Raw genomic sequence first — 24,139 nt, forward strand, 5'->3', positions numbered from 1 at the left:
AATTCGGTCACTCTGTGACTGAACCATGCAGAAGTGAGACCCTTTGTGTTAAGGAAGCTTCTCTCGATCAGCCTCACACACTCGGTGGGACGAAGAGGCATTTGACTTGCAGGTCTCCAAATGCGTTGTATCCCAAACAATACCGCATGAGGCTGTCTGGGGCTGTTCCTTGGAATGCTCCGGGCATAACCGGAACGCGGACCCCGTTCAATATAAGATCGAAGTCGCCCGAGGCAGCATTTCCGGGTACGAGTGCAGCACTGCCATCGTCGGATATGCATTGATCGGGACAACACCAGACCGGGGTCTGGGTCGCTTCTGCAACGGCAATTGCAGGCAAGGCTATCAGGGGCAGGCTTGCGATGATTCTCCTAAACATGACTTGGCTCCATTTTTAAGATGCGCCGGGACAAGTGGCGCAGCACCTGTTTTGCTAATGGAGGCCTGGTGGGTTTGGGGTAGAGTTTCGGTAGGCTTTTGGTAGAGTCATATTCTGCCAATGGGCGGATGGGGTATGGAGAGCAAAACTGGTATCGTCATAGACCTGCAACAGCATATCGTCACTCGCGGTGGTGAACGGATCGCACTTCAGCGAAAAGCCTATGATCTGCTGGTGTTTTTCGCACAGAATCCAGGATGTTTGCTGACAAAAGCCGCGATTTTGCGCGGCGTCTGGCCGGACACACACGTTACAGAAGGCTCGGTGAAGGATGTGGTCAAGCAGTTGCGCCGCGCTCTGGCAGATGATCCGGCCAACCCCAGTTTCATAGCGACAGAACGGGGGCTTGGTTATCGCTTCCTGGGCGGAATCTCTATTCAAGAGGAGGATGGCCAGCCTAAACCGCAGGGTCCGCGGAAAACGCCGGAATCCGTGACCTCCCCTGAAAATCCAGAAGCAAGCCGCGCGCAAGAACTGTCAACGGTGCCTTCCTGGCGGATGTCGCCCCGCTGGGTTGTAGCAGGTGTCACAATTGCGGTTTTGCTGTTGAGCGTATTTCTTTTTTTCAGGAGCATCAACGGGTCCGAGCACCAAGTCTCCTATGAACGTCCAGCCCGTCCCTCCATCGCGGTCATGCCATTTGCCAACATGTCCGCAGATCCCGATCAGGACTACTTCGCCGAAGGTATGACGGACGATCTGATAACCGACCTGTCCCAATTGTCCGGTCTTTTCGTCATCGCACGAAACTCTACCTCGATTTACACTGACCAGACCGTGTCGCCGCAAAAGATCGCCCGGGACCTCGGCGTACGCTTTTTATTGCTTGGAAGCGTCCGGCGAAGCGACGAACAGCTCCGGATAAACGCGCAGCTTGTCGATACAGACACAGGCAGCAATCTTTGGGCGGAACGATTTGATGGTCCGGCAGAAAACGTGCTTGAACTGCAAACTCGCATCACTCGAAAGATCGTCACAACTTTGGAAGTCAGACTCAGCGATATTGACAACGACCATATAAACAGGGTGGAAACGAAAAGCGCCGCAGCACATGATCATGTCCTCAGGGGCCATCAGCTTTTTCGGAGAATGACTCCACAGGACAATAGAGCGGCCCTGCGATCCTTCGAACAGGCCCTTTCGATTGATCCAAACTATGCCCGGGCACAAGCCCTTCTTGGATGGAGCCATTGGATGGCTACCGTTTCCGGCTGGAACATGGAGCCGTTGCAGATCGCATTGACGCATGCGGAGCAAGCTCTGGAAATGGACCGCACACTCGTTTCTGCCTATGCGCTGAGGGGCAAGGTCTACCTGTGGCAGAAACGGCATGAAGAGGCCGAATTGGAACTGAGGACAGCGGTCTCTCTCGAGCCGAGCGACTACAGCGCGCAAGGACACCTAGGCGATATTCTGGTGTGGAGCGGAAAGCCCGATGAGGCATTTGTTGCCCTTGAACGGAGCTTGCGGCTTAGCCCGAATGACGGCGGCTGGATATTGACGCTCATGGGCCTCGCACACTTCATCGCTGAACGCGATCAAGACGCTGTCCAAACGCTCGACAGGGCCCTTGTGCGCAATCCAAGCTACTTCTGGGCGCACCTGCTCCGCGCTGCGGTTTTGGGGGAAATAGACAGGCAAGACGAAGCGAAAGAAGCTCTGGCCAGCGCCCTTGAAATCAATCCCGAGTTTTCGCTGGAGTTTCTGATATCCGCTGCTCCGTTCAAACGCGATGTCGATCGACGACGTGTTGTTGCAGGGCTGCGCAACGCCGGTTTGCAAGATTGAAAGCGCAGATGCAGGCTCTCAAGCGTAGCTCACGGCCCTATGTGGGCGCTCATGCGCAATACGCGTTGCGGTAATGCAGCAAGGGAAAGCAGACATTGGAATTTGGCATTTCGACGTGTTTCAGTATCGGCCAAGAATGCTAGAACATGAGGCCCCCTATCTCCGGCTCTCAATGACATCTGAATGGCCGGCTTACCTGCAGGCTTAAACAATTCGGTCACCCCAAGATTAGCCTGGCGGGAGCAAGGCGGCTAATATGCTCTGATGGCGGTTCTGCGATCCGGCGACTTTGAATGCGAAGGCATCAGGAGACATCATGAACCCGATAGCAAAATTCGCACTGCTTGCCGTTGTCTTCGTCGATCTCATCGGACAGGGGCTCGTCTTTCCGATTATCAACGAACTGGTGATGGCGCCCCAGCTCAATTTCCTGCCGGTTTCGTCCACCGAAGCCACGCGCCACTTCGACTATGGCCTGGTCATCGGCATTTTCTTTCTGTGCTGGTTTTTTGGCGGGGTTTATGTCGCAAAGCTCTCCGACACGATCGGTCGGAAGAAAGCGATCATGATCTGCCTCCTCGGTGCGTTGGTCGGTTACATGATCACCATCGCAGCCCTCTTCGCAGACAGCTTGTGGCTGCTGATCCTTGGACGCGGGATCACCGGCTTTACCGCCGGAAACCAGCCGATTGCCCAGGCGGCCATGATCGATGCCAGCAGGAGCGATGAAGAAAAAGCCCGCAATATGGGTTATATCGTCACCGGGATCAGCGCCGGTCTCGTGGGTGGGCCAATCATCGGCGGCCTGCTCTCCGATCCCGCCATTCTGGGAAGTTTTGCCAGCATCAAGATGCCGTTTTACGGCGCTCTCTTCCTGGTGTTTGTCACGATCCTTCTCGTACAATTCACTTACAAGGATTTGCATCCTCCGAAAAAGAAGCTGGAAATCCGGCCGTTGGAAGTGTTCACGCAATTGGTCCGGATCCGCGAAAAACCCGTCGTCATGCGGCTTTACTGGGTTTTCCTGAGTTTTATGTCGGCCAATGTGACCTTCTATATTTTCATGGACAACTATCTGAGCAGCCGCTTTCAGATCGGCCTGTTTGGAACCAGCATGGCCATGATGGTGCTGGGTATCGCGCTGGCATCGTCCAGTACATTTCTGGTGACGCCGGTTCTCAACCGTTTCGGAAAGCTGCCAGTCATCGTGACGGTCGTTTGTACGATGGCGGTAAGTTCCCTGCTGTTCATTGTCTCCCCGGCTCCAGCCTTTTGCTATCTCTTCATAGCGACATTCTATTTCGGCTTCGGTATCGCCTACCCGGCACTGTTGGGGCTCTTCTCGGCCAGCGTGCCGGATGACGAGCAGGGCTGGGTCATGGGGATCACAACAGCGGCCTTCACGCTGGCGGCAGGCGTCTTCTCGCTGCTTGGCGGTCTGCTCATGGCGGTTGATATCCGCACGCCCTTCTACATTTGCGTGGCGGCAGCCCTTCTTGCTCTGGTATTGATCAGAGCGACATGGCGCAATGGGGATATCAGGGCGCTTGCCGGATCATAGGTGCGAACAGGTCAGCCGCGCTCGAAGAGTTTGTGCGCCATGACGCCAATGCGCTGCTCCACGGCCTCGCACGCATCGAGGATCAGGTCTTCGCGGAACCGACGACCGATAATCTGAACACCAACAGGAAGACCATCATTGTAGTTGGCAGCAATGTTGCCGGCCGGCAGCCCGAGATAGTTCATCGACGCACCATAGATGGCTGAACCCAGGACCTCAGAAACGCCTTCCAGACCCTCCGTATCCCGGTTCCAGCTGTAGGTGGGCTGCGGCAGGAACGGTGTCAGGACCAGAGGATAGTCTTCGAGAAAAAGCGACCATTGGCGCGCATAGTGCGTCCGCTTGGCAAGCGCTCGGGCCAGGTCCGCTCCTTCGTAGCTCCCAAAGAAGCGGAAGTAATCCTGAAAGATCGCCTTGAAGGTTTCGCTGCCGTAGCGCTTAATGTCGTCCTCAAGAAGGGTTCGCACCTCACCAAACAGGCTCTGCCCGGCTTCGGCGGCAATTTCCCGGATCAGCGGCGGCTCAACCTCCTCGACATGATAGCCCGCATCTGCAAGTGCATCGCGTGCGGTATCAAGCGCCTGTTCGACGGCGGGATGCACTTCGAACTCGAACATATCCTTTGTGAATCCAACCTTGATCGGTCCGTCCAGGGCCGGGCCGTCAAACGGGACCGGCACCATCCAGGGATCATGCGGATCCGGGCGCATCAATTCGCGCAGAGCCAGGCGCACATCGCGCACTTCGCGGGCAATCACGCCCTGAACTGACATGAGCTGGGCCAGGAGCCCGCGTTCCGCGGCAGCCGACGGGTTATAGGCAGGAACGCGCCCCAGTCCGGGTTTGACGGACATGGATCCCGTCGCTGCGGGTGGATAGCGCAGCGACCCGGCAATATCGTTTCCGTGGGCCAGAGCGCCCATACCGCACATCACCGCCGCAGCGGCGCCGCCCGAAGAGCCCCCGGCAGAGGCCCAGTCGTTCCAGGGGTTGAACGTGCGGCCGTGCAATTCGTTATCTGTTGTGGCGCGAAACGAGAACTCCGGCGTGTTCGTGCGTCCGATCACAATGGCGCCGGCCTGCTTGAAATTCCTGACCACCGGTGAATCCGCCGGCGCGATGATGTCCTTGAATGCGGAGACGCCGTTCGGTGTCGCTCTGCCTGTCTGATCGACGTTTTCCTTGATCGTCACGGGTACGCCATGGAGCGGTCCGACAGGGCCAGAAGATTTCAGCGCCTCATCGAGCGTTTTGGCTTCAGCAATGGCCTCATCGCCAAGATCGTCAACGACCGCGTTGATGGCGCCATTGCGTTCCCGCATGCGGTCGACGGCTGCGGTCACCGCTTCCCGTGCCGATATCCTGCCATCTGATATCAAAGTAGCCAGTTCGCAGGCGCTGAGTTGCCAAAGAGGTTTTTCAGTCATGAACGAGCTCCCAATCTTCGTTCGCAGATGCTTACCCATACCCCAAAACGGAGAGATAAACGTACAAGCCGGCTACTGAGAATAGCCTCTGATCCTTAACAACCGGTCTGCGAATTCGCCGCCGACCAATGCAGGCGGTCTGACAAAATACTGCTTCATGTACGGCATTGCCGGTTGCAAGGACCACAATAAATGTGACAGACCGACCATGAGCTTGCCCCGTGTTGGCATGAAGGGTCGCCATGAGCGCCAAAAACACAATCGCCCGCCTAGCCGGCTGGTCCATTGTCATCGCCTGTGTGGTTCTGTGCCTGAAGACTACAGCATGGTGGATCACCGGGTCTGTCGCGCTTTATTCGGATGCGGTGGAGTCGGTAATCAATGTGGTGACGGCTCTCATGGCGTGGGTGGCCATTCGCATCAGCCATCGTCCCGCCGACAAGGGACACCCGTTCGGGCACTATAAAGCCGAATATTTTTCAGCCGTCGTTGCCGGTGTGCTCATCGTGCTCGCGGCGATCCTGATATTCTCCGAGGCCGTGTCGGCGCTGCTTGATCCGCATGATCTGCAAGCGCCGCTGGCCGGCATGGCGGTCAACGCCGTCGCCGCCGGTATCAACGGTTTGTGGGCGTGGCTCCTGATATCGGAAGGACGAAAATCGCGCTCTCCGGCCCTTGCCGCCGACGGTCGTCACATTCTTGTCGACGTGGTGACATCGGCGAGCGTCATCATCGGCCTTATCCTGGTGCTCGCAACAGGCTGGATTTTTTTGGATTCGCTGATTGCGATGGCCGTGGGAGTGAATGTTCTGCTTGAGGGCTGGCGGGTCACAGTTTCTTCGGTAGACGGACTTATGGACGGTGCCCTGGACGATGAGAAAACTGACCGCATCCGTCAAACCATTCTGAAGACGGCATCCGGCGCGATCGAGGTTCACGACATCAAGACGCGCGGCGCCGGCCACGTGTCGTTCATCGAATTCCATCTGGTTGTTGACGGCAAAATGAGCGTTGCCGATTCACATACCATCTGCAACCGTGTCGAGGACGCCCTGCAGGCGGCCATACCGGGTGCGAATGTCACCATTCATGTCGAGCCTGACGATGAAAGCACCCGGGACGGAATTGCGATCGGCTAGGCTCGCAATCGAGCGGCAATGACCTTCATCAGGCACGCCCTTCTTCGACCGCGAAACAGGCTGCTTCCGTTGAACCGTAGGGCTGAAGTTCAGGCATCTCGGTACGGCAGCGGTCATTGGCCAGTGAACAGCGCGGATGGAAAGCACAGCCGGACGGAGGATCGATGGGGTTTGGAATTTCGCCTTCCACCATCTTACGGGCGCGCCCGGTCATTTCCAGATCGGGAACCGAGTCGAGCAGCATGCGTGTATAGGGATGCTGCGGGTCCCGGAACAAGGTCTTGCCTTCCGCGACCTCGACCAGCCGCCCCAGATACAGCACACCGATGCGGGTCGCCATATGCCGGACAACCGAAAGGTCATGGCTGATAAAAAGATATGTCAGGCCGAATTCGTCCTGAAGATCACGCATCAGATTGAGGATTTGTGCCTGCACCGACACATCGAGCGCCGACGTCGGCTCATCGCACACGATGAATTCGGGTTTTGCCGAGAGCGCCCGCGCGATCGCGATACGCTGGCGCTGCCCGCCTGAGAACTCGTGCGGAAACTTGGCGCCGTCGCCGCTGGACAGACCAACGGTTTCCAGCAGTTCGTCGACGCGTTTTTCCCAGCGCACGGTCTCGCCGTTCAGGCCGAACGTGCGGATCGGCTCGGCTATGATGTCCTTGACGCGCCAGCGCGGATTGAGGCTTGCAAAGGGGTCCTGAAAGATCATCTGGAACCGGCTTCTGAGCTGGCGCATGGACGCGCTGCTCTGCGTGGCGACGCTTTTGCCGTCAAATCTGATCTGCCCATCGCTCGGGTTAAGCAGGCCCACGATCAGTTTGGCGATTGTTGACTTGCCCGATCCCGATTCGCCAACGAGTGCAAAGGTTTCTCCGCGGCGAATCTCGAAGGTCACATCATTAACGGCAACAAGAAATTTCTTTTCATCGCGTTCGAGCACGCGGTTGAGCCATGGTTTGGACACGTCAAACACGCGGCTCAGATTCTCGACACTGACCAGAGCTTCAGTCATGGCCGGTCTCCTTCGCCATAGAGCAGGCAGGCGATATCGCGGCCCTCGTGTTTCAGACATGGAGGCTGGTCGACAAAGCAACGATCGAAGGCCTTCGGACACCTTGGGCTGAAGGCGCATCCGGGCGGAATATCCGTCAGCCGCGGCATCGATCCGGGAATTTGCGTCAACCGTTCTGAATCGTGAAGCAGCGTCGGGATCGATCCCATCAACCCTTCCGTATAGGGGTGACGGGCATCCTGGATCACATCCTTGACAGGGCCGATTTCCGCGACACGCCCGGCATAAAGCACGGCAACACGATCGGCAGCCTCGGCAATCACACCCATGTCGTGCGTGATCAGCATGACCGAAGTGCCATGCTCCGAACACATGCGCTTCAGAACATCGATAATCTGCGACTGGACGGACACATCGAGCGCCGTTGTCGGCTCGTCGGCGATCACCAGTTCCGGTTCGGCACACAGGGCCAACGCGATGACAACGCGCTGGCGCATACCGCCTGAGAACTGGTGCGGATAATCGTCAATCCGCCGCTTTGCTGCGGGGATTCCAACCTCGTCAAGCAGGCCGATGGCGCGGTCGCGGGCCTCGCGCTCATTGAGATCAAGATGGGTCTTTATAGTCTCAATGAGTTGCTCCGCAATCGTGTAGAGCGGATTGAGCGACGTCAGCGGGTCCTGGAAGACCATGCCGATGCGCCGGCCCCTTACCTTGCGCATCGCATCGGGCGAAAGATTGTCGATACGCTCACCGGCCAGATGGATCGACCCGCCGGCAATATGGCCAGGCGGCTCGATCAGGCCAATGATAGCCGACCCGGTCATGGACTTACCGGCGCCGGACTCGCCGACGACACCCAGAACTTCGCCGCGGCCAATTTCAAAGCTCACCCGGTCGACAGCCGTCAGCACGCCTTTCCGTGTGGGGAACTCGACGACAAGATCGCGAATTGAGAGAACAGCATCACTCATCGGATCACCTCAACCGCGGGTTAAGCGCATCGCGCAACCAGTCGCCCAAAAGGTTGACGGCAAGGACCAGTACAGCAAGCGTGATGCCGGGGAATATGGTGATCCACCACTCACCCGAAAACAGGAAATCATTTCCGATACGGATCATCGTTCCGAGCGACGGCTGGGTCGGCGGTATGCCGACGCCAAGGAAGGACAAGGTCGCCTCGGTGATAATGGCAAGCGCCAGATTGATCGTTGCAATCACCAGAACCGGACCCATTACATTCGGCAGAACATGACGGGCCATGATCTTGATGGGATGCAGGCCGATCAGCCGCGCAGCCTGCACATACTCCTTGTTCTTCTCAACCAGCGTAGAGGAGCGCACCGTGCGTGCATATTGCACCCAGAACGAAAGACCGATCGACACAACAAGCACGTAAAAGGCTGACTGTTCGCGATCAATGCCGCCAAGCGCGCCGCGCACCGATCCATCGATCAACAGGGCAATCAGGATGGCCGGAAAGGTCAGTTGTATGTCGGCGATCCGCATGATGATGGAATCGGTCCTGCCTCCGGCATAGCCCGCCAGCAGGCCCAGCGAGATGCCGAGAACGGCCGCGAAAACCACCGAGGCAAATCCAACCGCAAGCGATATGCGCGATCCGTAAAGGATAGTCGACAAAATGCCGCGCCCCTGGTCATCCGTACCCAGCAGGAACCGCGGGTCACCGCCTTCTTCCCAGGCCGGCGGGGTGAGTGAATCAAGAAGCGAAAGCGTTGCCAGGTCGAACGGATCGTGCGGCGCAATCAGTGGTGCGAAGAGCGCGCTGAGAAATATGATCAGCGTGACGATTGCAGCAACAATGGTGATCTTCGATCTTTTAAAGGAATACCAGATGTCTGAATCGGTGATGCGCGTCCAGAAACCGGGGCGCTGGGCGTCTTGCGATTGAACGCTCATGCTTCAGCCCCCCCGATGCGAATGCGCGGATCGACCACGACATAGAGCAGGTCGACGATCAGGTTGATCACGACAAACAGGAAGGCGATCAGCAGCAGATACGCCGCCATGATCGGTATATCCACATTTTGCACGGCCTGGAGGAACAGCAGCCCCATGCCCGGCCACTGGAATACCGTTTCGGTAATGATGGCAAAGGCAATGATCGAACCCAGTTGAAGTCCGGTGATGGTAATGACCGGGACCATCGTGTTCTTGAGAGCGTGCCCGAAATGCACGGCGCGGTTTTTCAGCCCCCTCGCCCGGGCAAACTTGATGTAGTCGGTCCTGAGCACTTCAAGCATCTCAGAGCGGACCAGCCGCATGATCAATGTCATCTGGAAAAGACCAAGCGTAATCGAAGGCAGGATCAGCGCCTTAAGACCGGACGCCGTCAGGAACCCAGTCGTCCACCAGCCAAGATCCACCACCTGCCCGCGTCCGAAACTCGGCAACCATTGAAGGTTCACTGAGAATATGAATATCAGCAATATGCCAATCAGGAAGGTGGGCAAGGATATGCCCACAAGCGAGACCGTGAGAAACATTTTCGACAGCCAGCTCTCGCGGCGAAGTGCCGTATACACACCCATCGGTATGCCGGCGACCAGCGCAAAAACAGCAGAAACAAAAGACAGTTCCAGCGTTGCAGGCAATCGCTCGCCGATCATCTGCGCGACCGGGCGCTTGAACTGGTACGAAATTCCAAGGTTCCCCTGAGCGGCTTTGGAGACAAAATGCCAGAACTGGACGGGTAGCGGATCGTTGAGGCCGAGTTGCTCACGCAGCTGAGCGCGCTCCTCAAGCGTCGTCTCCAGGCCGACCATCTGGTCCACCGGATCCCCGATAAAACGAAACATAACAAAGGCGATGAGGCTGACAACCAGCATCACCACCACCGACTGAACAAGACGTCGAATTACAAAAGCAAGCATGTGAAAATAGTCTTGGGCCCCGTCCTGAGGACGGGGCCCGAAGAAAGCTCTTTAATTTTTGTTGACGTGATAGAGCATAAGCGTGTTGTCAGCGCGCTGGGTCACTTTAAACCCATCGGAAACACCCCACGCGAGACCCTGCTGATGCAGCGGGATGTAACCCGATTCACCGGCAACAATCTGGTAGGCTTGCGTGATAAGGTCGAGGCGCTTGTCGGGATCGTTCTCGACGAGAACCTGCGCTGTCAGGGCGTCTACGTCCTCATTGCAATAGCCACCGAGGTTGAACATGCCGCCATTGCCTGCGTCATCCCGGCACCCGATCAAGTTGCTCAAGACATTCCAGGAGTCGAACGAGCCCGGGGTCCAACCCAGCAGGTAGAATGAGGTGTCAAAACCGCCGGACGCCAGAACCTTGGCGAAATATTGCGCTTTCGGCTGGGCATTCAGGTTCACCTTGACGCCGATCCTGGCAAGCATGGCGACAACGGCCTGACAGATCGCTTCATCGTTGACGTAGCGGTCATTCGGGCAGTCCATGCCGACCTCAAAGCCGTTTTCGTAACCGGCTTCTTTCAGCAGTGCCTTGGCGGCATCCGGATCGTAGTCCAGACGCGAGATCTTCGCGGCGTTGTCGAACATGAACGGCGAAATCATGATCGCCGACGGGGTCGACAGATCGCGCATGACCTTTGCCTTGATCGCTTCGATGTCGATCGCGTGATAGAACGCTTCACGGACACGCTGGTCCTTGAACGGGTTCTTGCCCTTCACATCGGAATAGAGCAACTCGTCACGCCTCTGGTCCATGCCAAGGAAGATTGTACGCAGTTCCGGTCCTGTCAGGGCGGAAGTCGCGCCGTTGTCGTTGACCCGTTTGATGTCCTGGACGGGGATCGGATAAACCATATCCATCTCACCGGAAAGCAGCGCGGCTACGCGGGTGGCATCCGATGAAATTGTCGAAAACTCAACCGTGTCGACATTGTAGTTCTTGTTGGCTGCATCCCACCAGTCAGCATTGGACGTGAACGTGGTCTTCACGCCGGCATCGTGGCTTTCAATCTTGAACGGTCCGGTTCCATTGGCCTGAAGCGAGATCGTCGTCGCGGACTGATCGGAGGCCGATGTTACGCGTACGGAGTCGTTTGCCTCAGACCATTCCTTGTCGACGATGCCCCATGTATCCCATTCAAAATGAAGGATCGGATTTGGCGACGTCAGGACGACATCGACCGTGTGATCGTCCACGATTTCGAACTTGGCATCTGCAGGGATACGGGTCTTGAGGTCAGACCCCTCAGAGCGAACCCGGTCCGCAGAGAACACCACATCTGCTGCAGTGAAGTCGTTGCCGTTGTGGAACTTTACGCCTTTGCGCAAGTGGAAACGCCAACGGGTCGGCTCGATGACTTCCCATCTTTCGGCAAGCGCCGGCATGATCTGAAGGTCGGCTCCGCGTCTGGTAAGCCCCTCATAGACGTTGTTGAGGGTGCCCAAAGTAAATGTTTCATTCAATGAATAAGGGTCAAGAGACTTCAAGGTCCCCTGAAACGCGAATTTAAATGTGTTCTCAGCAAAGGCCTGTGTTGCGAACAGGCTTGTAAGAAGCGTTGCCCCTAGTAAGCTTCTACGAAGTGACATGAAAAACTCCCAGTTTTTTGGTGATCCGCATTACCCATTGCGGACCTTGCCGGGAGTATAGACACGAAGCTTCAATGAAATCCAGATGAATTGTCACGTATCGTGAATACGTATTGCCGCACGAAATTTTCTTAGGAATTATCGGTCCTTACGGACATTTTCCAATAAACGACTTAGCGAACGCCGCAATCGGGCGCCGGTAACGACGCCCGCCGCGCTTTTTTCAGGTCGCCAGCTTTAGACCAACGATGCCCAGAACGATCAGGCCGATACAAGCCAGACGTATCGCCGTCACCGGCTCGCCGAAAAGGACCATACCGACGGCGACGGTCCCGATCGCGCCAATTCCCGTCCAGATCGGATATGCCGTACCCAGCGGCAGGTATTTCAATGAAAGTCCGAGCAAAAAGACACTGGCGGCCATAGCGCTCACGGTCAGTACTGTCGGAACCGGCAGGCGGAAGCCGTTGGTGAATTTCAGACCCACGGCCCATCCGACTTCCAGAAGGCCCGCGAGCAGCAACAATATCCAGGACATGCCTGTCTCCTTTACGGTCGACAAGGTCGTCCTTATCCGTCTTTTCGGGAACATGCGGCCGTCCGCATCATCCTTATCTGGTCATTGGCCTGATCGATTTCAATAAGGGCGGCGGCTAGAAGGACAGTCGCCCGTAAAGCTCGTCGAACGGGACCATCACATGCTGGCGATAGGTTTCGCGTTGCTGGAGCCGGTCGTACCATTTGCGCACGTTCAAAATCTCCGGTCTTTGAATCTCCAATTCGAAATACCGGTACAGATGCGTCCCGATCACAATGTCTGCGAGCGTCGGCTCCGGTGCGAGCAGCCAGTCTTTTTCCTCAAGTAGTCTGTCAACTAGTTTGAAGTGGGACGCACAGCGTTCCACGGCCTTGTCAATCGCATCGCAGTCGCGATGTTCTTCCGGCGTTCGGTAGAAACCCCAAAAAACGCCTAGCAGAAAGTCCGGCTGCAGAACCGTTTGCGCCCAATCCACCCATTGATCCACTTGTGATCGCTCACCGGGGTCTTCGCTCCAAAAACGCCCGGCCCCATAGGCGGCTGCAAGATAATGCAGGATCGCATGCGATTCCCAGACAACCAGATCGCCATCTTTGAGAACCGGCACTTTCCCATGCGGGTTCATCATGCGAAACTCCGGCGTATCGAGGCCACCGAACGCGCCGCCAAGTTCAATATGGCGATGCTCGATATCAAGTTCGGCGAGCAGCCAGGCAACTTTCTGCACATTGGAAGAGGTTCGGCGGCCCAGAAGTGTCAGCATTGTTTCTGCTCCAGATTTCATCAGGACCATAGCATGTCATCAATCCGGATTGATTCATGAAACAAGTGATCGTGGTCAATAAATCGCTCGATCTTCCGGCGGGCAAACTTGCCGCAGGTCGCCCATGCCTTTGTTGCGGCCCTTTTGGTGGCCGCCCTGCCCGACCGTCAGGCCCGGATCGAGCAAGCCATACCAAAAATCGTTCTCGCCACGCCTTCAACCGAAATTCTGGAAGAGCTCTTGTCTCTAGCGACCGCTCGCGGCCTGCCGGCCGAACTCGTCCGCGATTCAGGAAGAACGGTGCTTACCCCCGGGACCACGACCTGCCTCGGCCTGGGACCGGCAAAAGAGCAAGATATCGACCGGCTGACGAGCCGGCTGACGCTTTACTAGACCTGTGGCTGCTGCTGCGTGGCGCAATGGATCCCGCCACCCGTTTCACCGATGGGGTCGATGTCGAGCATGACGACCTCCCTGTCTGGATAGAGCTGGCCAAGAATACGCCGGGCCTCGCTGTCGGTCTCTGCATCGCCGAACTGTGCTGCAACAATCGCACCGTTGCAGACATAATAATTGACATAGGACGCGACAAAGTCCGCTGATTTGACACGTGTGCGTTCGGGTTCCGGTATAACCGTTATGTCGAGATGGCGGCCGGACGCATCCGTAGCGGAACGCAAGATATCGTAGGTCTGGAAGGCGGCAGCGGACCATGGTTCGTCCGGGTCCAGAGTTTTCGGCAGCTGAATCAGGATCATCCCCGGAGCGACGAAGCGGGCAAGGGAATCTATATGATAGTCCGTGATGTCAGCGCCCGCGATACCCGGCGCCCAGATCATCTTTTCGGCGCCCAGCGCTTGGAGCAGGTCGTGTTCGACCTTCTGGCGGCTGACAGAATTCCGGTTCGGATTCACCCAACTGCTCTCATGGGCGATCAGCGTGCCCTCGCCATCAGCTTCCAGGCCGCCAAGTTCCCCGACAACCGGGTTGTCAAAGATATGCAGGCCGAGGCGGGCGGCGACCCGTTCGGCAACCTTCGCATCATTGTTGTGGACCTGCTTGTTTCCCCAGCCGTTGAAATTGAGCTGTGTTACGGCCAGACCACCCCTGCCGTCCGTCAGGAATACAGGACCTGAATCCCTGCACCACAGATCGTCTGTTGCTATCGGCCAGATTTCCACGTCAGAGCTCAGATACCGGCGGGCGGCATTTTCCTGCGATGCATCCATCAAAAGGACAACCGGTTCGAATGCTGAAATTGTGTTGGCTATCTCTGCGATGGATTCCTGCAACATGCGCAGAAACACCGGATCGCTGTGCACCGTTCTGTTGGACGGCCACTGCATGAAGGTGCGCAGGTGAGGATGCGCTTCCTCCGGAAAATAATATCCATTCTCCCGGGCAGATCCTTGCATTGCGGCAGTTCCTTGTGATGACAACAGTGTGGCCGCCGATATGGCGCCCGCTCTAAGCAAACTGCGTCTTGTGATCATATGCCCACCTTTCAGCAAAGCCGGCGGCACTCGGTCTTGCCGCCGGGCGTGACCGCGCTACCTGCACATCTGGATGCTCTGGCCAACCAATATAATAGCATTTTGAAAGGGAACAGTATGTCTGAAGTCATCATCACACGGCGTTCGGCGCTCATCGGCGGCGCGGCACTGCCACTCGCAGCCAGTCTTGCGGCAACTGGTACAGCCAGGGCGGCGGCGCCGATGCAGACCAGCGCCCCACTGCCGTTTGCACGCTTCAAGGTCGGTGGGTTCGAGGTCAATACGCTTCTTGACGCATCGATGATCCGCGACAACCCGAAAGGCATTTTCGGATTGAATGTGTCGGCGGAAGAATTTGGGAAAGTATCATCGGACAACTTCATCCCGACCGACAAAACCAGGTTCTTCTTCACGCCGACCGTCATCAATACCGGCAGTGAACTGGTCCTGTTTGACACCGGATTGGGTGGCGACAACGGCGGCATCGTGGCAGCCCTCGGAAGCGCCGGCTACACGCCGGACCAGATCGACATCGTGGTCATTACCCATATGCATCCCGATCACATCGGCGGCCTGATGACGGACACAGGACCGACATTCCCCAACGCGCGTTATGTGACGGGAGAAACGGAATACAATTTCTGGACGACCGAAGGCGCTGAGGGAGGCGCCGGCCCGCTCGTCGCAAAGAATGTAAAGCCGCTTGCGGAAAAGACGACGTTTATCAAGGACGGTGACACGGTTGTGTCCGGCATCACTGCCATGGAAACCTTCGGCCACACTCCCGGACATCTCATTTTCATGATCGAAAGCGAAGGTAGCAGCATGCTGCTCACCGCAGACCTTGCGAACCACTATGTGTGGTCGCTTGCCTACCCCGACTGGGAGGTGCTGTTCGACATGAACAAGGAAGCCGCGGCAGCGCAACGCCGCAAGATATTGGGCATGTTGGCAACGGACAAAATTCCGTTTGTCGGCTACCACATGCCCTTCCCGGCCCTCGGCTATGTCGAGACGCGGGGCAACGGCTTCCGCTACGTGCCGGCGTCCTACCAACTGCAACTCTGACATAATGACCGACCGGAGGGGCCGGTTCCGCCCCTCCGCTCTTGCTTCCGATCCGGCAATCTGTTGACGGTGCGTAACCGGCGAGGCCGTTGAATGCGTGCCTGCGACGCTCATATTGATCCGAAAGGAGACTGACGATGAGCTGGAACCCGTCCCTCGACGCGCAATGCCCACAAACAGGCGATGCCGACAGCATTGAGACCATTATTGTTCCGCGCGCCCGCGATCTCGGCGGGTTCGAGGTGCGGCGCGCCCTGCCCGCGCCGAGGCGGCAAATGGTCGGGCCATTCATCTTCTTCGATCAGATGGGTCCTGCGGAGTTTATCACCGGACAGGGCATCGATGTGCGCCCGCATCCGCATATCGGGCTTGCAACCGTGACCTATCTTTACCGGGGCGAGTTTCATCATCGCGATTCCCTTGGGACCGACCAGATGATCTATCCCGGGGAGGTCAATTGGATGATCGCGGGCAATGGCATCACCCATTCGGAGCGCACCAGCGCGGCGACACGGCAAGCCCCAAGCAGCCTTTTCGGTATTCAAACCTGGGTTGCACTGCCGGATGATGCCGAAGAGACCGATGCCGCATTCGAACATCATGGCAAGGGAAACCTGCCGTTGCTGGAAGGTAACGGCAAGACTGTACGCCTGATACTGGGCAATGCGTGGGGCGAGCGCGCGCCGGTCAAGACATTCACCAACATGTTCTATGCGGATGCCGTGCTTGAAGGCGGGGCGCTTCTGCCCTTGCCCGATGACCATGAAGATCGCGGTATCTATGTGGTTGAGGGATCCATCGAAGTTGCCGGAGACCGTTTTGAAAGCGGCAAGATGATGGTCTTTCGTCCCGGTGACGCGATCACCGTCAAAGCTGGTGATATGGGCGCGCGCATCATGCTCCTGGGCGGCGATACGCTCAATGGACCGCGCCATATCTGGTGGAACTTCGTCGCATCTTCAAAGGAGAAGATCGATGCCGCCAAGGAGGCCTGGGCTCAAGGCGACTGGGCTCACGGCCGGTTCCAGCTTCCGCCCGGCGATACGGACGAGTTTACTCCGTTGCCCTGAATTCGATTATTCCAAGCATGCAAGACCGAACGCCGTCGCCGGCGTCCGGTCTCCCCACCGGCGTGATCATGGCGGCGATCACACCGGCTCTCCTGCACGATCCGGCCACGCCGTGATTTGCCCCAGCGACGTAGCGGATCGTGAAGGTCTATGGCGATGTGTGATGAGCCCCATGCCCGGAAACCTTCGCAAGCGGTTTCAGGCGCCTGCAAAAACAGGCTCAATGCTCCACCACCCGTTGCTCAGGTCGTTGTTGCACAGTCAAGCTGAATGCCGCCCGAACACGCTAGTGGATATACATCTGATTTAAATGTCGGACAGGATTCGCAACAGGCGTAACAGTTCCTGACGCTCGTCAGGATTGAGCCCGCGGGCGAAAAGGTCCTCACATGCTTCGATCTTCGGCCGCAAACCCTTGAACCAGAGTTCTCCGCTTTCTGTCATATGGTAACAGATAACACGCCGGTCTCTGGTCGATGGTGTTACGGCAATCGTGCCGTCGACAAGCAAGGGTTTGAGGGTTGTTGTGACAACCGACGGGGCAGCACCCACGCCACGGCTGATGCGCGAATGCGAGATACCGGGATTTCGCGAGATGAGTTCCAGGATCATGAACTGCAGCGATGTAATGCCGTCGCCGTCAAAAACTTCCGCAAACGTCGCCTGGCCCCTGTTGAACGCGTGCCGTAGCAGATGTCCGACAAGATCGTGGAGCATACCGTGATCGATTTGTGTACCGGGCTGGTCCTTTGTGGCGATCATGTTTGGCTTCAGTCCGTTTACTGGATAAACAATATTTGACATTCGTTTATCACATAAACTAATTTCAATTCAACAAACGGATGAGCCAACAGAAGGACGGATCACAGATCCGAACAGCCCATGACGGTCTTGATTGCCGGAGCCGGCATTGCCGGGTTGTCGCTGGCCCTCACCTGCGAACAGATCGGGGTGCCTTTCAAGGTCTTCGAGACAGCAGAAGAGCTAAAGCCGCTCGGTGTCGGGATTAACCTGCAACCGAATGCGGTTCGCGAGCTCTTCGACCTTGGGCTTGAAGACGATTTGTCCGACATTGGCGTTGCAACCCGCGAATACGGTTTCTTCTCCAAATCCGGCCTTGAAATCTGGACCGAGCCCCGCGGAAAATGGGCCGGATATCATTGGCCGCAATACTCCGTTCACCGCGGTGCCCTGCAGATGCTGCTTTACCGCAAGCTTGTCGAACGGGCAGGTCCTGATTGTGTCGAAACCGGCTGGCGGGCCGTCGGCTTCGAGAATACGTCTGAAGGAGCGGTTCTACGACTTGTTTCGACGCGAGACGGCGGCGAACGCAGAGAAGCGGCACGTCTGGCCGTTGGTGCGGACGGTATTCACTCGGCCATCAGGGCTCAGATGGAGCCTGATGAAGGCCCGCCAAAATGGGCGGGCGCGGTCCTGTGGCGCGCGACAACGAAGACCAAACCGTTCAGGACCGGGGCCAGCATGGCCCTCATCGGACACGCAACGCAGCGCCTCGTCGCCTATCCGATCTCAAAGCCGGATCCGCAATCGGGCCTTGTCACCGTGAACTGGATCGCGGAACTGACTTTCGATCCGGACGCCGTCTGGAACAAGGAGGACTGGAACCGCAAAGCCGATATCGGCGATTTCCTGCCCGCCTTTGCCGACTGGACCTTTGATTGGATCGATGTTCCCGCCCTCATCACCGGCGCCGAGACGGTCTATGAATATCCAATGGTCGACCGCGACCCGATCGAACGATGGACCGATGGCGCCGTTGCGCTGATGGGCGATGCCGCCCATGCCACCTACCCCGTCGGCTCAAACGGAGCGAGCCAGGCCATTGTCGATGCCCGCAAGATCGGACGTGCCTTTCTTGATCATGGCGTAACGCCCGAGGCGCTGCTGGCCTATGAAGATGAGATATTGCCGGCTACCCGCAATATCATTCTGACCAACCGTGGCAGCGGACCGGATGCGGTCCTGCAGATGATCGAAGATCGGTGCGGCGGCTCCTTTGACCGGATCGAGGATGTCGCCAGCCATGCCGAGTTGGCCAGCCATGCGGAGAAGTACAAGAAGATTGCCGGCTTCAGCGTTGATGAGTTGAACGCCCTGCCTGTAACAATTCCGGATGGCGCGCGCGTGTGAGACGCGGCAAATCGCATTGCGGGATTTTATTTAGCTGTGCAATCATACCAATACGTCCGCAGGCACGTCTCGCCCACCCGTGTGTGCTTGCACCAATGGAAAAGACAATTTGAGGCGCAGTGCGCTCGCGAATGCACCAAGATTTCCGCCGGCGAACATCAACACCGGTGAGCACCGGCAGGCAGCAAGCACAGGAAACGCAACAATGAAGCAGATCAAAGCCACCGCACGCATATGCATCTCATTTGCCGTCCTCGTCTTTGCGTTACCCCTCACCCAGCACGCCAATGCTCAAAGTCAATGGACCCCTGAACTCAGCCTTCAGGTGAAGCGGCTGTCGGACCTGTCGTTCTCACCCGACAACAAAAGCTTGCTCTACGGAATAAACTCCGTTGATCTGGATGGCGATATTTACCTGACCGAGTTCGTTGTCTCGGACCTTTCGGGGAAAAACATCCGCACGCTTTTGGCCCCCTCTGCACACATCTCCAGTGCCCAATGGTCCGCCGACGGTAAAACGGTCGCCTATCTGTCCTCTGAATCCGGTGTGAACAATATCTGGATGATTGACGCCGGGGGCGGAAAAGGCAGGCGGATAACCGATGTGAAAAACGACATATCGAGTTTTCAATGGGCGCCGGATTCTCAATCCATTGCATTTGTCATGACCGACCCGGATTTCAACGCACCGGATGTTCAGGATCCAGAAATCTTTAACAAGAACCGCCTTTGGCAACTCAAGCTGGATGATGCCAGAACGGGTGGGCAGATCATAAATCTGACAAAAGATCAGGACTTTACTGTCAGCGACTGGGCAGGCAGCTGGGCGTATGATTGGTCCGCCGACAGCCGGAAAATTGTGTTTGCCTATCAGGATGATCCGGGGCTTGATGCATGGACAAAGGCGCAGCTCGCCGTTGTGGAGACCGACACCGGGAGCCTGACCAAAATCGCTACGGAAAATGACCGGTGGAAGTATTTTCCGAAGTTCTCTCCCGATGGCAAGTGGATTGTCTTCATTAATGCGCCCGGCGCGTTCAAGTGGTCGTTCCTTTGGGATATGAAACTTGTTCCCGCCGATGGCGGAAGCATGATCAGCCTCGCCAGCTCAAACCGCCGCTTGCCATTTCCGTGGCAATGGGCGTCAGATTCCAAGAGTATCTATTACGTCGAGAATGATCGCGCGACTTACTCGTTCTTCAGCATGCCGGTCGACGGTGGGGCACCCGAAAGGGTTTTCGGTTCACCAAGCGATCTCGATGTCCCGGGGCTGAACACCTACCTCGTGTCCTCCTTTGTCGATGTCAGTTCAGACAATGAGAAAGTCGCCATCATTGGCCAGACCTACAACAAGCCGCCGGAGATATATGTCAGCGACCTCAAGCCCTTTTCGCCGGAGAAAGCAAGCGACGCCAACGCCGCGTTTTATGATGTGCCGATTGGAAAGACGCAACTGATTGAATGGCATTCGCTGGACAATACAAAGGTCGAGGGAATTTTCACCTATCCGCAGAACTTCGTTGACGGACAAAGATACCCTCTGGTCGTCCAACTCCATGGCGGACCGAATGGCGCAGACTTTAACGAGTACCTGCCGCTGATGAAGTTTTTCTCGACGGCGGCTTATTCAGCAAAAGACTATTTTGTCTTGCGTATAAACTATCGGGGCTCACTTGGGTACGGCAAGAAATTCCGGGAGGACCTCATCGGCAAGTTCGGTGTTGTGGATATCCAGGACATCATGTCCGGCGTTGCGCATACGATCAATCTGGGGCTTGTCGATCCCGAACAGCTTTTTGTTATCGGCCAAAGCAATGGCGGCACGCTGACAAGCTGGATCATCACACAGACTGATATGTTCAAGGCCGCCTGCCCGATCGCAGGCGAAACGGATTACATCAGCCTGGAGGGAACAAACGGGTATTTTCAGACAAGCTGGTATCTGGGCGGCAGCTTTACGGACAATCTGCAGCGTTTCCTGGAACGCTCACCGATTTTTCATGTCAAGAACGTGCGAACTCCGACACTGGTCCAGGGAGGCCTGCTCGATGACAACGTTCCCCACACGCAGTTGCAGGAATTCTACCGGGCGCTGAAAAGGGTCGGCGTTGACGCCCATCTGGTTGGATATCCGGGATCGGACCATGATGAATACCCACCGAAGCTTTATCTCAGGCTGCTTCAGTCATGCCTGGAATGGACGGACCGGCACAGGGCATCAGCCGGAAAGTAGATCACCGAACTTTTCGCGCAACACGTTCTTCTGCACTTTGCCCATGGTGTTACGCGGCAGTTCGTCGACAATGACCAGCCTCTTGGGCTGCTTGAAGCGGGCAATCTGTCCATCGATGGCGGCCATGATCTCTTCTGCAGCGAGGTCGCGCCCCCGTTCCGGCACAACAAGGCCGATGACGCCCTCGCCGAAATCGGGATGCGGTACGCCGATCACCGCCGATTCCAGGACGCCGTCCTGTTCATCAAGCAGGAGTTCGATTTCTTTCGGGTAGATATTGTAGCCGCCGGAGATGATCAAATCCTTCTGGCGGCCGACAATGTGCACATAGCCGTCCTCATCGACCCGGCCGAGATCGCCCGTAATGAAAAACCCGTCATCGCGGAATTCCTCTTTCGTCTTTTCAGGCATCTGCCAATAGCCCACAAAGACGTTCGGTCCGCGCACCTCGATCACGCCAATTTCGCCGGTGGCAACAGGCTTGCCACTTTCCGGGTCAGCAACGCGCAGTTCGACACCTGGCAGCGGAAAACCAACGGTTCCTGCCCGGCGCTCGCCATCGTACGGATTGGACGTGTTCATATTGGTCTCGGTCATGCCGTAACGCTCGAGAATGCGATGTCCCGTGCGGCCTTCGAAAGCGATATGCGTTTCGGCGAGCAACGGCGCGCTGCCCGAAACGAAAAGGCGCACATGCGAGGCCAGTTCTCCGGTGAAACGCCCGTCATCCAGCAAGCGCGTGTAGAATGTCGGCACGCCCATCATCGACGTGGACTTCGGAAGATGTTCCACCAGATCATCGACGTTGAAGGCGGGCAGGAAGATAACCTGACAGCCGGCAAGCAGGCTGACATTCATGGCCACAAACAGGCCATGGGTGTGAAAGATCGGCAGCGCATGGAGCAGCACGTCTTTTGAGGTGAAGTGCCAAAAATCCACCAGGGTTTGCGCGTTCGACAAAAGATTATTCTGGGTGAGCATTGCGCCCTTCGAGCGACCGGTCGTGCCCGATGTGTAAAGCAGAGCCGCCAGATCGTCCCCGCTCCGCTCAACCGTTACGAACTCAACCGATTTTTCTTTCGCAGCCTGAGCAAAGCTTCCACTTCCATCGGCATTCAGCGTCATCAGCGATGCACCGGTTTTGGCAGCGATAGGCGCAAGCGCTCCGGCAGCGCCGTCGTCGCACAAAAGCAGCTTCGCACCGGAATCATGCAGAAAATATTCAATTTCCGCTGGGGTGTAGGCGGTGTTGAGCGGCAGGAAGACGACACCAGCGCTTACGCAGGCAGCGTATACGGCAAAGGCCTGCGGCGATTTTGCGACCTGTAAAGCGAGGCGATCACCGGGCTCAAGGCCGGCATCACGGATCGCGTTGGCGAAGGTTCCGGCCATAAGCAAGAACGCCTCGTATGTGATTGCGCTGCCGTTTTTCAGGTGAAGGAAAGTGCCGGAATTGCCACGATGGGGCGCAAAGAGGGAATCATAGAGCGGGTTAGCCATTGACCGTCTTCCGTGTCTTGTTGTCGGGCGGACCGGCCCGCAGAATGGATTGAACCGCGCGCGACTGGGCAACAACCTGTCTGGAAGCAAACTCCTCGTGGTTCTGCTCGACACGCGAAAGGTCGTAGAGATAATTCACCATGACTCCGCCCGATTGCCTCAGGCCGTTCGGCGAGATGTCAGCCAGCGCATGGATATCGTGGACGGACGCTCCATTGCCGAGATGAAACCGTGCGACCGGATCGCGCGGCAATCCATTTGAGCGTTTTTCTTCGATGAGATACCAGGCTGCAAGATACCGCAGATCATTCGAAAGCTGTTCCAGTTCTGTCGTATCACCGGTGTCAGCCGCACGCTCGACGGCGCCGACAATGTCTTCGGGACCTGGGTCCGGCTCATCGCCGTCCAGTTCCTTCAGCCATGCTTTCAATCCGGGGATCGGAGACAGCGTCACGAATGTCTTCAGATGCGGCAGTTCGCGAGACAGATCCTCTACGACCTGCTTGATCAGGGAGTTGCCGAAGGAGATGCCGCCAAGACCGCGCTGGCAGTTGGAGATGGAATAAAAAACCGCCGTATCTGCCTGCGATTCATCGAGAATGTCCCGTTCTTCGGCAAGAACATCCTGAACCGAGGCCGGAATACCTTTAGAAAGCGCAACTTCCACAAATATCAGCGGCTCGTCGGGCATCACAGGATGGAAAAAGGCAAAACAGTGCCGGTCCTGCGGTTCGATCCGGCGGCGCAGATCATCCCAGTCGTCGATGGCGTGGACGGCTTCATACTGGATGATCTTCTCGAGGATATTGGCAGGCGTATCCCAATCGATCCGTCGCAGCACAAGGAACCCCCTGTTGAACCAGGATGAAAACAGGTGGACGAAATCCAGATCGGTTCGACCGAATGAGGGCTCTGCGTCCAAGATATCAAGAAGGTCAAGACGCATGGCGACAAGTTTCGCCGTTGCGCCAGGGGCCTGATTGATACGGCGCAGCAGTTCCTGGCGCACCGGCTCGGCGGTGCGCACAAGTACTTCGAGGTGCTCTGGTGTACGCTCTCGGCTGTAGTTCTCAGCGGCTGCTGCAACAGTGTCGGTATCGACGTCGAGTTCATCGTTGAGGAATGTAAAAAACGCCTGCTTCTCGTCCCGATCCAGCAGTGCGTATCGCGACACGACCGCACGGGCCAGTTTGAGTCCGGTGACTTCACCAGTCCCGCTGAGCAAAGACCGGCAAAGTTCCTCGATCGGGCGCTTGTCGACATCGGCTGAAGCGGAATATCGGCGCTCGAAGATGGTGGACAATAGATCCGACAGAAAGCGTGACCGGTTCATCAATCAGTTCCAGGTGGCCTTGAGCCCGGCGAGATATTACGTCGCCCGGTCTGGGAAACATGAACCGAGGCTATTCA

At 56.9% G+C, this 24,139-nt stretch carries 20 protein-coding genes; 8 read left to right on the forward strand and 12 right to left on the reverse strand.

From position 1 onward, the window contains the following. Positions 1 to 514 precede the first annotated feature (514 nt). Together OQ273_RS09930 and OQ273_RS09935 are read left to right on the forward strand one after the other, a co-directional pair. Positions 515 to 2,227, forward strand: coding sequence for a winged helix-turn-helix domain-containing tetratricopeptide repeat protein (locus tag OQ273_RS09930; protein WP_267990307.1), 1,713 nt, complete (start codon positions 515 to 517; stop codon positions 2,225 to 2,227). A gap of 316 nt (positions 2,228 to 2,543) precedes the next feature. Further along, on the forward strand, positions 2,544 to 3,788 hold the full coding sequence (locus OQ273_RS09935; protein WP_267990308.1) for an MFS transporter: 1,245 nt from the start codon (positions 2,544 to 2,546) through the stop codon (positions 3,786 to 3,788). A gap of 11 nt (positions 3,789 to 3,799) precedes the next feature. On the opposite strand, the gene OQ273_RS09940 is transcribed toward OQ273_RS09935, so the two are convergent. Beyond that, positions 3,800 to 5,215, reverse strand: coding sequence for an amidase family protein (locus OQ273_RS09940; protein WP_267990309.1), 1,416 nt, complete (start codon positions 5,213 to 5,215; stop codon positions 3,800 to 3,802). 242 nt (positions 5,216 to 5,457) lie between these two features. Here OQ273_RS09940 and OQ273_RS09945 point away from each other — a divergent pair, with 242 nt between their 5' ends. Further along, positions 5,458 to 6,354 (forward strand): cation diffusion facilitator family transporter, encoded by an 897-nt coding sequence (locus OQ273_RS09945; RefSeq protein ID WP_267990311.1) that lies wholly within the window; start codon positions 5,458 to 5,460, stop codon positions 6,352 to 6,354. Between the two features lie 28 nt (positions 6,355 to 6,382). Here OQ273_RS09945 and OQ273_RS09950 read toward each other — a convergent pair whose 3' ends face one another. The 7 genes from OQ273_RS09950 to OQ273_RS09980 all read right to left on the reverse strand — a co-directional run bounded on the left by OQ273_RS09950 (position 6,383) and on the right by OQ273_RS09980 (position 13,214). Continuing rightward, entirely contained in the window at positions 6,383 to 7,375 is a 993-nt protein-coding gene (locus tag OQ273_RS09950; protein ID WP_267990313.1) for an ABC transporter ATP-binding protein, read from the reverse strand. After that, positions 7,372 to 8,349 carry an ABC transporter ATP-binding protein gene (locus tag OQ273_RS09955; RefSeq protein ID WP_267990315.1) on the reverse strand — a complete coding sequence of 326 codons (978 nt, stop codon included), beginning with the start codon at positions 8,347 to 8,349 and terminating at the stop codon, positions 7,372 to 7,374. The genes OQ273_RS09950 and OQ273_RS09955 overlap by 4 nt, the downstream gene beginning before the upstream one ends. 4 nt (positions 8,350 to 8,353) lie before the next feature. Next, positions 8,354 to 9,295: an ABC transporter permease gene (locus OQ273_RS09960; protein ID WP_267990317.1), complete on the reverse strand. Its 942-nt coding sequence runs from the start codon at positions 9,293 to 9,295 to the stop codon at positions 8,354 to 8,356. Continuing rightward, positions 9,292 to 10,269, reverse strand: coding sequence for an ABC transporter permease (locus OQ273_RS09965; RefSeq protein WP_267990319.1), 978 nt, complete (start codon positions 10,267 to 10,269; stop codon positions 9,292 to 9,294). The genes OQ273_RS09960 and OQ273_RS09965 overlap by 4 nt, the downstream gene beginning before the upstream one ends. 51 nt (positions 10,270 to 10,320) lie before the next feature. Beyond that, positions 10,321 to 11,913, reverse strand: a complete 1,593-nt coding sequence (locus tag OQ273_RS09970; RefSeq protein WP_267990320.1) for an ABC transporter substrate-binding protein — start codon at positions 11,911 to 11,913, stop codon at positions 10,321 to 10,323. A 223-nt stretch (positions 11,914 to 12,136) separates the two neighbouring features. Next, a complete protein-coding gene (locus OQ273_RS09975) occupies positions 12,137 to 12,451 on the reverse strand; it encodes a DMT family transporter (RefSeq protein WP_267990321.1) in 315 nt (104 codons plus the stop codon). 115 nt (positions 12,452 to 12,566) lie between these two features. Further along, the gene (locus OQ273_RS09980; RefSeq protein WP_267990322.1) at positions 12,567 to 13,214 is read right to left on the reverse strand and encodes a glutathione S-transferase family protein; all 648 of its coding nucleotides are present in this window, start codon (positions 13,212 to 13,214) and stop codon (positions 12,567 to 12,569) included. 108 nt (positions 13,215 to 13,322) lie between these two features. Between OQ273_RS09980 and OQ273_RS09985 the strand changes: the two genes are divergently transcribed. Then, entirely contained in the window at positions 13,323 to 13,607 is a 285-nt protein-coding gene (locus OQ273_RS09985) for an aminoacyl-tRNA hydrolase (RefSeq protein WP_267990323.1), read from the forward strand. Here the strand turns inward: OQ273_RS09985 and OQ273_RS09990 are convergent. Beyond that, positions 13,604 to 14,629, reverse strand: a complete 1,026-nt coding sequence (locus tag OQ273_RS09990; RefSeq protein WP_267990325.1) for an agmatine deiminase family protein — start codon at positions 14,627 to 14,629, stop codon at positions 13,604 to 13,606. The genes OQ273_RS09985 and OQ273_RS09990 overlap by 4 nt on opposite strands. Before the next feature lie 195 nt (positions 14,630 to 14,824). Between OQ273_RS09990 and OQ273_RS09995 the strand changes: the two genes are divergently transcribed. Both OQ273_RS09995 and OQ273_RS10000 read left to right on the forward strand, forming a co-directional pair. Beyond that, entirely contained in the window at positions 14,825 to 15,775 is a 951-nt protein-coding gene (locus OQ273_RS09995) for an MBL fold metallo-hydrolase (RefSeq protein WP_267990327.1), read from the forward strand. Positions 15,776 to 15,912: 137 nt separating this feature from the next. Continuing rightward, positions 15,913 to 16,845, forward strand: coding sequence for a pirin family protein (locus OQ273_RS10000; RefSeq protein ID WP_267990329.1), 933 nt, complete (start codon positions 15,913 to 15,915; stop codon positions 16,843 to 16,845). A gap of 306 nt (positions 16,846 to 17,151) precedes the next feature. Here the strand turns inward: OQ273_RS10000 and OQ273_RS10005 are convergent, their stop codons facing one another. Continuing rightward, positions 17,152 to 17,649 carry a MarR family winged helix-turn-helix transcriptional regulator gene (locus OQ273_RS10005; RefSeq protein ID WP_271292104.1) on the reverse strand — a complete coding sequence of 166 codons (498 nt, stop codon included), beginning with the start codon at positions 17,647 to 17,649 and terminating at the stop codon, positions 17,152 to 17,154. Between the two features lie 78 nt (positions 17,650 to 17,727). Between OQ273_RS10005 and OQ273_RS10010 the strand changes: the two genes are divergently transcribed. Both OQ273_RS10010 and OQ273_RS10015 read left to right on the forward strand, forming a co-directional pair. After that, the gene (locus tag OQ273_RS10010) at positions 17,728 to 18,996 is read left to right on the forward strand and encodes a flavin-dependent oxidoreductase (protein WP_267990333.1); all 1,269 of its coding nucleotides are present in this window, start codon (positions 17,728 to 17,730) and stop codon (positions 18,994 to 18,996) included. Positions 18,997 to 19,201: 205 nt separating this feature from the next. Beyond that, positions 19,202 to 21,229, forward strand: a complete 2,028-nt coding sequence (locus tag OQ273_RS10015) for a S9 family peptidase (RefSeq protein ID WP_267990335.1) — start codon at positions 19,202 to 19,204, stop codon at positions 21,227 to 21,229. Here the strand turns inward: OQ273_RS10015 and OQ273_RS10020 are convergent. Continuing rightward, the gene (locus tag OQ273_RS10020; RefSeq protein WP_267990337.1) at positions 21,215 to 22,729 is read right to left on the reverse strand and encodes a malonate--CoA ligase; all 1,515 of its coding nucleotides are present in this window, start codon (positions 22,727 to 22,729) and stop codon (positions 21,215 to 21,217) included. The genes OQ273_RS10015 and OQ273_RS10020 overlap by 15 nt on opposite strands. After that, entirely contained in the window at positions 22,722 to 24,062 is a 1,341-nt protein-coding gene (locus OQ273_RS10025; RefSeq protein WP_267990338.1) for a malonyl-CoA decarboxylase, read from the reverse strand. Before OQ273_RS10025 ends, OQ273_RS10020 begins: the two co-directional genes overlap by 8 nt. Between the last annotated feature and the right edge of the window lie 77 nt (positions 24,063 to 24,139).

It is taken from the genome of Hoeflea prorocentri, from assembly GCF_027944115.1.
Lineage (GTDB): Bacteria > Pseudomonadota > Alphaproteobacteria > Rhizobiales > Rhizobiaceae > Hoeflea_A > Hoeflea_A prorocentri.

What these genes read in the sequence shown, in the direction of transcription:
- OQ273_RS09995 (WP_267990327.1), top strand. Translation starts at nt 14,825, where the DNA reads ATGTCTGAAGTCATCATCACACGGCGTTCGGCGCTCATCGGCGGCGCG.
- OQ273_RS09960 (WP_267990317.1), bottom strand. Translation starts at nt 9,295, where the DNA reads ATGAGCGTTCAATCGCAAGACGCCCAGCGCCCCGGTTTCTGGACGCGC.
- OQ273_RS09975 (WP_267990321.1), bottom strand. Translation starts at nt 12,451, where the DNA reads ATGTCCTGGATATTGTTGCTGCTCGCGGGCCTTCTGGAAGTCGGATGG.
- OQ273_RS09935 (WP_267990308.1), top strand. Translation starts at nt 2,544, where the DNA reads ATGAACCCGATAGCAAAATTCGCACTGCTTGCCGTTGTCTTCGTCGAT.
- OQ273_RS09945 (WP_267990311.1), top strand. Translation starts at nt 5,458, where the DNA reads ATGAGCGCCAAAAACACAATCGCCCGCCTAGCCGGCTGGTCCATTGTC.
- OQ273_RS10020 (WP_267990337.1), bottom strand. Translation starts at nt 22,729, where the DNA reads ATGGCTAACCCGCTCTATGATTCCCTCTTTGCGCCCCATCGTGGCAAT.
- OQ273_RS10015 (WP_267990335.1), top strand. Translation starts at nt 19,202, where the DNA reads ATGAAGCAGATCAAAGCCACCGCACGCATATGCATCTCATTTGCCGTC.
- OQ273_RS09955 (WP_267990315.1), bottom strand. Translation starts at nt 8,349, where the DNA reads ATGAGTGATGCTGTTCTCTCAATTCGCGATCTTGTCGTCGAGTTCCCC.
- OQ273_RS09970 (WP_267990320.1), bottom strand. Translation starts at nt 11,913, where the DNA reads ATGTCACTTCGTAGAAGCTTACTAGGGGCAACGCTTCTTACAAGCCTG.
- OQ273_RS09965 (WP_267990319.1), bottom strand. Translation starts at nt 10,269, where the DNA reads ATGCTTGCTTTTGTAATTCGACGTCTTGTTCAGTCGGTGGTGGTGATG.
- OQ273_RS09990 (WP_267990325.1), bottom strand. Translation starts at nt 14,629, where the DNA reads ATGCAAGGATCTGCCCGGGAGAATGGATATTATTTTCCGGAGGAAGCG.
- OQ273_RS10005 (WP_271292104.1), bottom strand. Translation starts at nt 17,649, where the DNA reads ATGTCAAATATTGTTTATCCAGTAAACGGACTGAAGCCAAACATGATC.
- OQ273_RS10010 (WP_267990333.1), top strand. Translation starts at nt 17,728, where the DNA reads ATGACGGTCTTGATTGCCGGAGCCGGCATTGCCGGGTTGTCGCTGGCC.
- OQ273_RS09930 (WP_267990307.1), top strand. Translation starts at nt 515, where the DNA reads ATGGAGAGCAAAACTGGTATCGTCATAGACCTGCAACAGCATATCGTC.
- OQ273_RS09950 (WP_267990313.1), bottom strand. Translation starts at nt 7,375, where the DNA reads ATGACTGAAGCTCTGGTCAGTGTCGAGAATCTGAGCCGCGTGTTTGAC.
- OQ273_RS10000 (WP_267990329.1), top strand. Translation starts at nt 15,913, where the DNA reads ATGAGCTGGAACCCGTCCCTCGACGCGCAATGCCCACAAACAGGCGAT.
- OQ273_RS09980 (WP_267990322.1), bottom strand. Translation starts at nt 13,214, where the DNA reads ATGCTGACACTTCTGGGCCGCCGAACCTCTTCCAATGTGCAGAAAGTT.
- OQ273_RS10025 (WP_267990338.1), bottom strand. Translation starts at nt 24,062, where the DNA reads ATGAACCGGTCACGCTTTCTGTCGGATCTATTGTCCACCATCTTCGAG.
- OQ273_RS09940 (WP_267990309.1), bottom strand. Translation starts at nt 5,215, where the DNA reads ATGACTGAAAAACCTCTTTGGCAACTCAGCGCCTGCGAACTGGCTACT.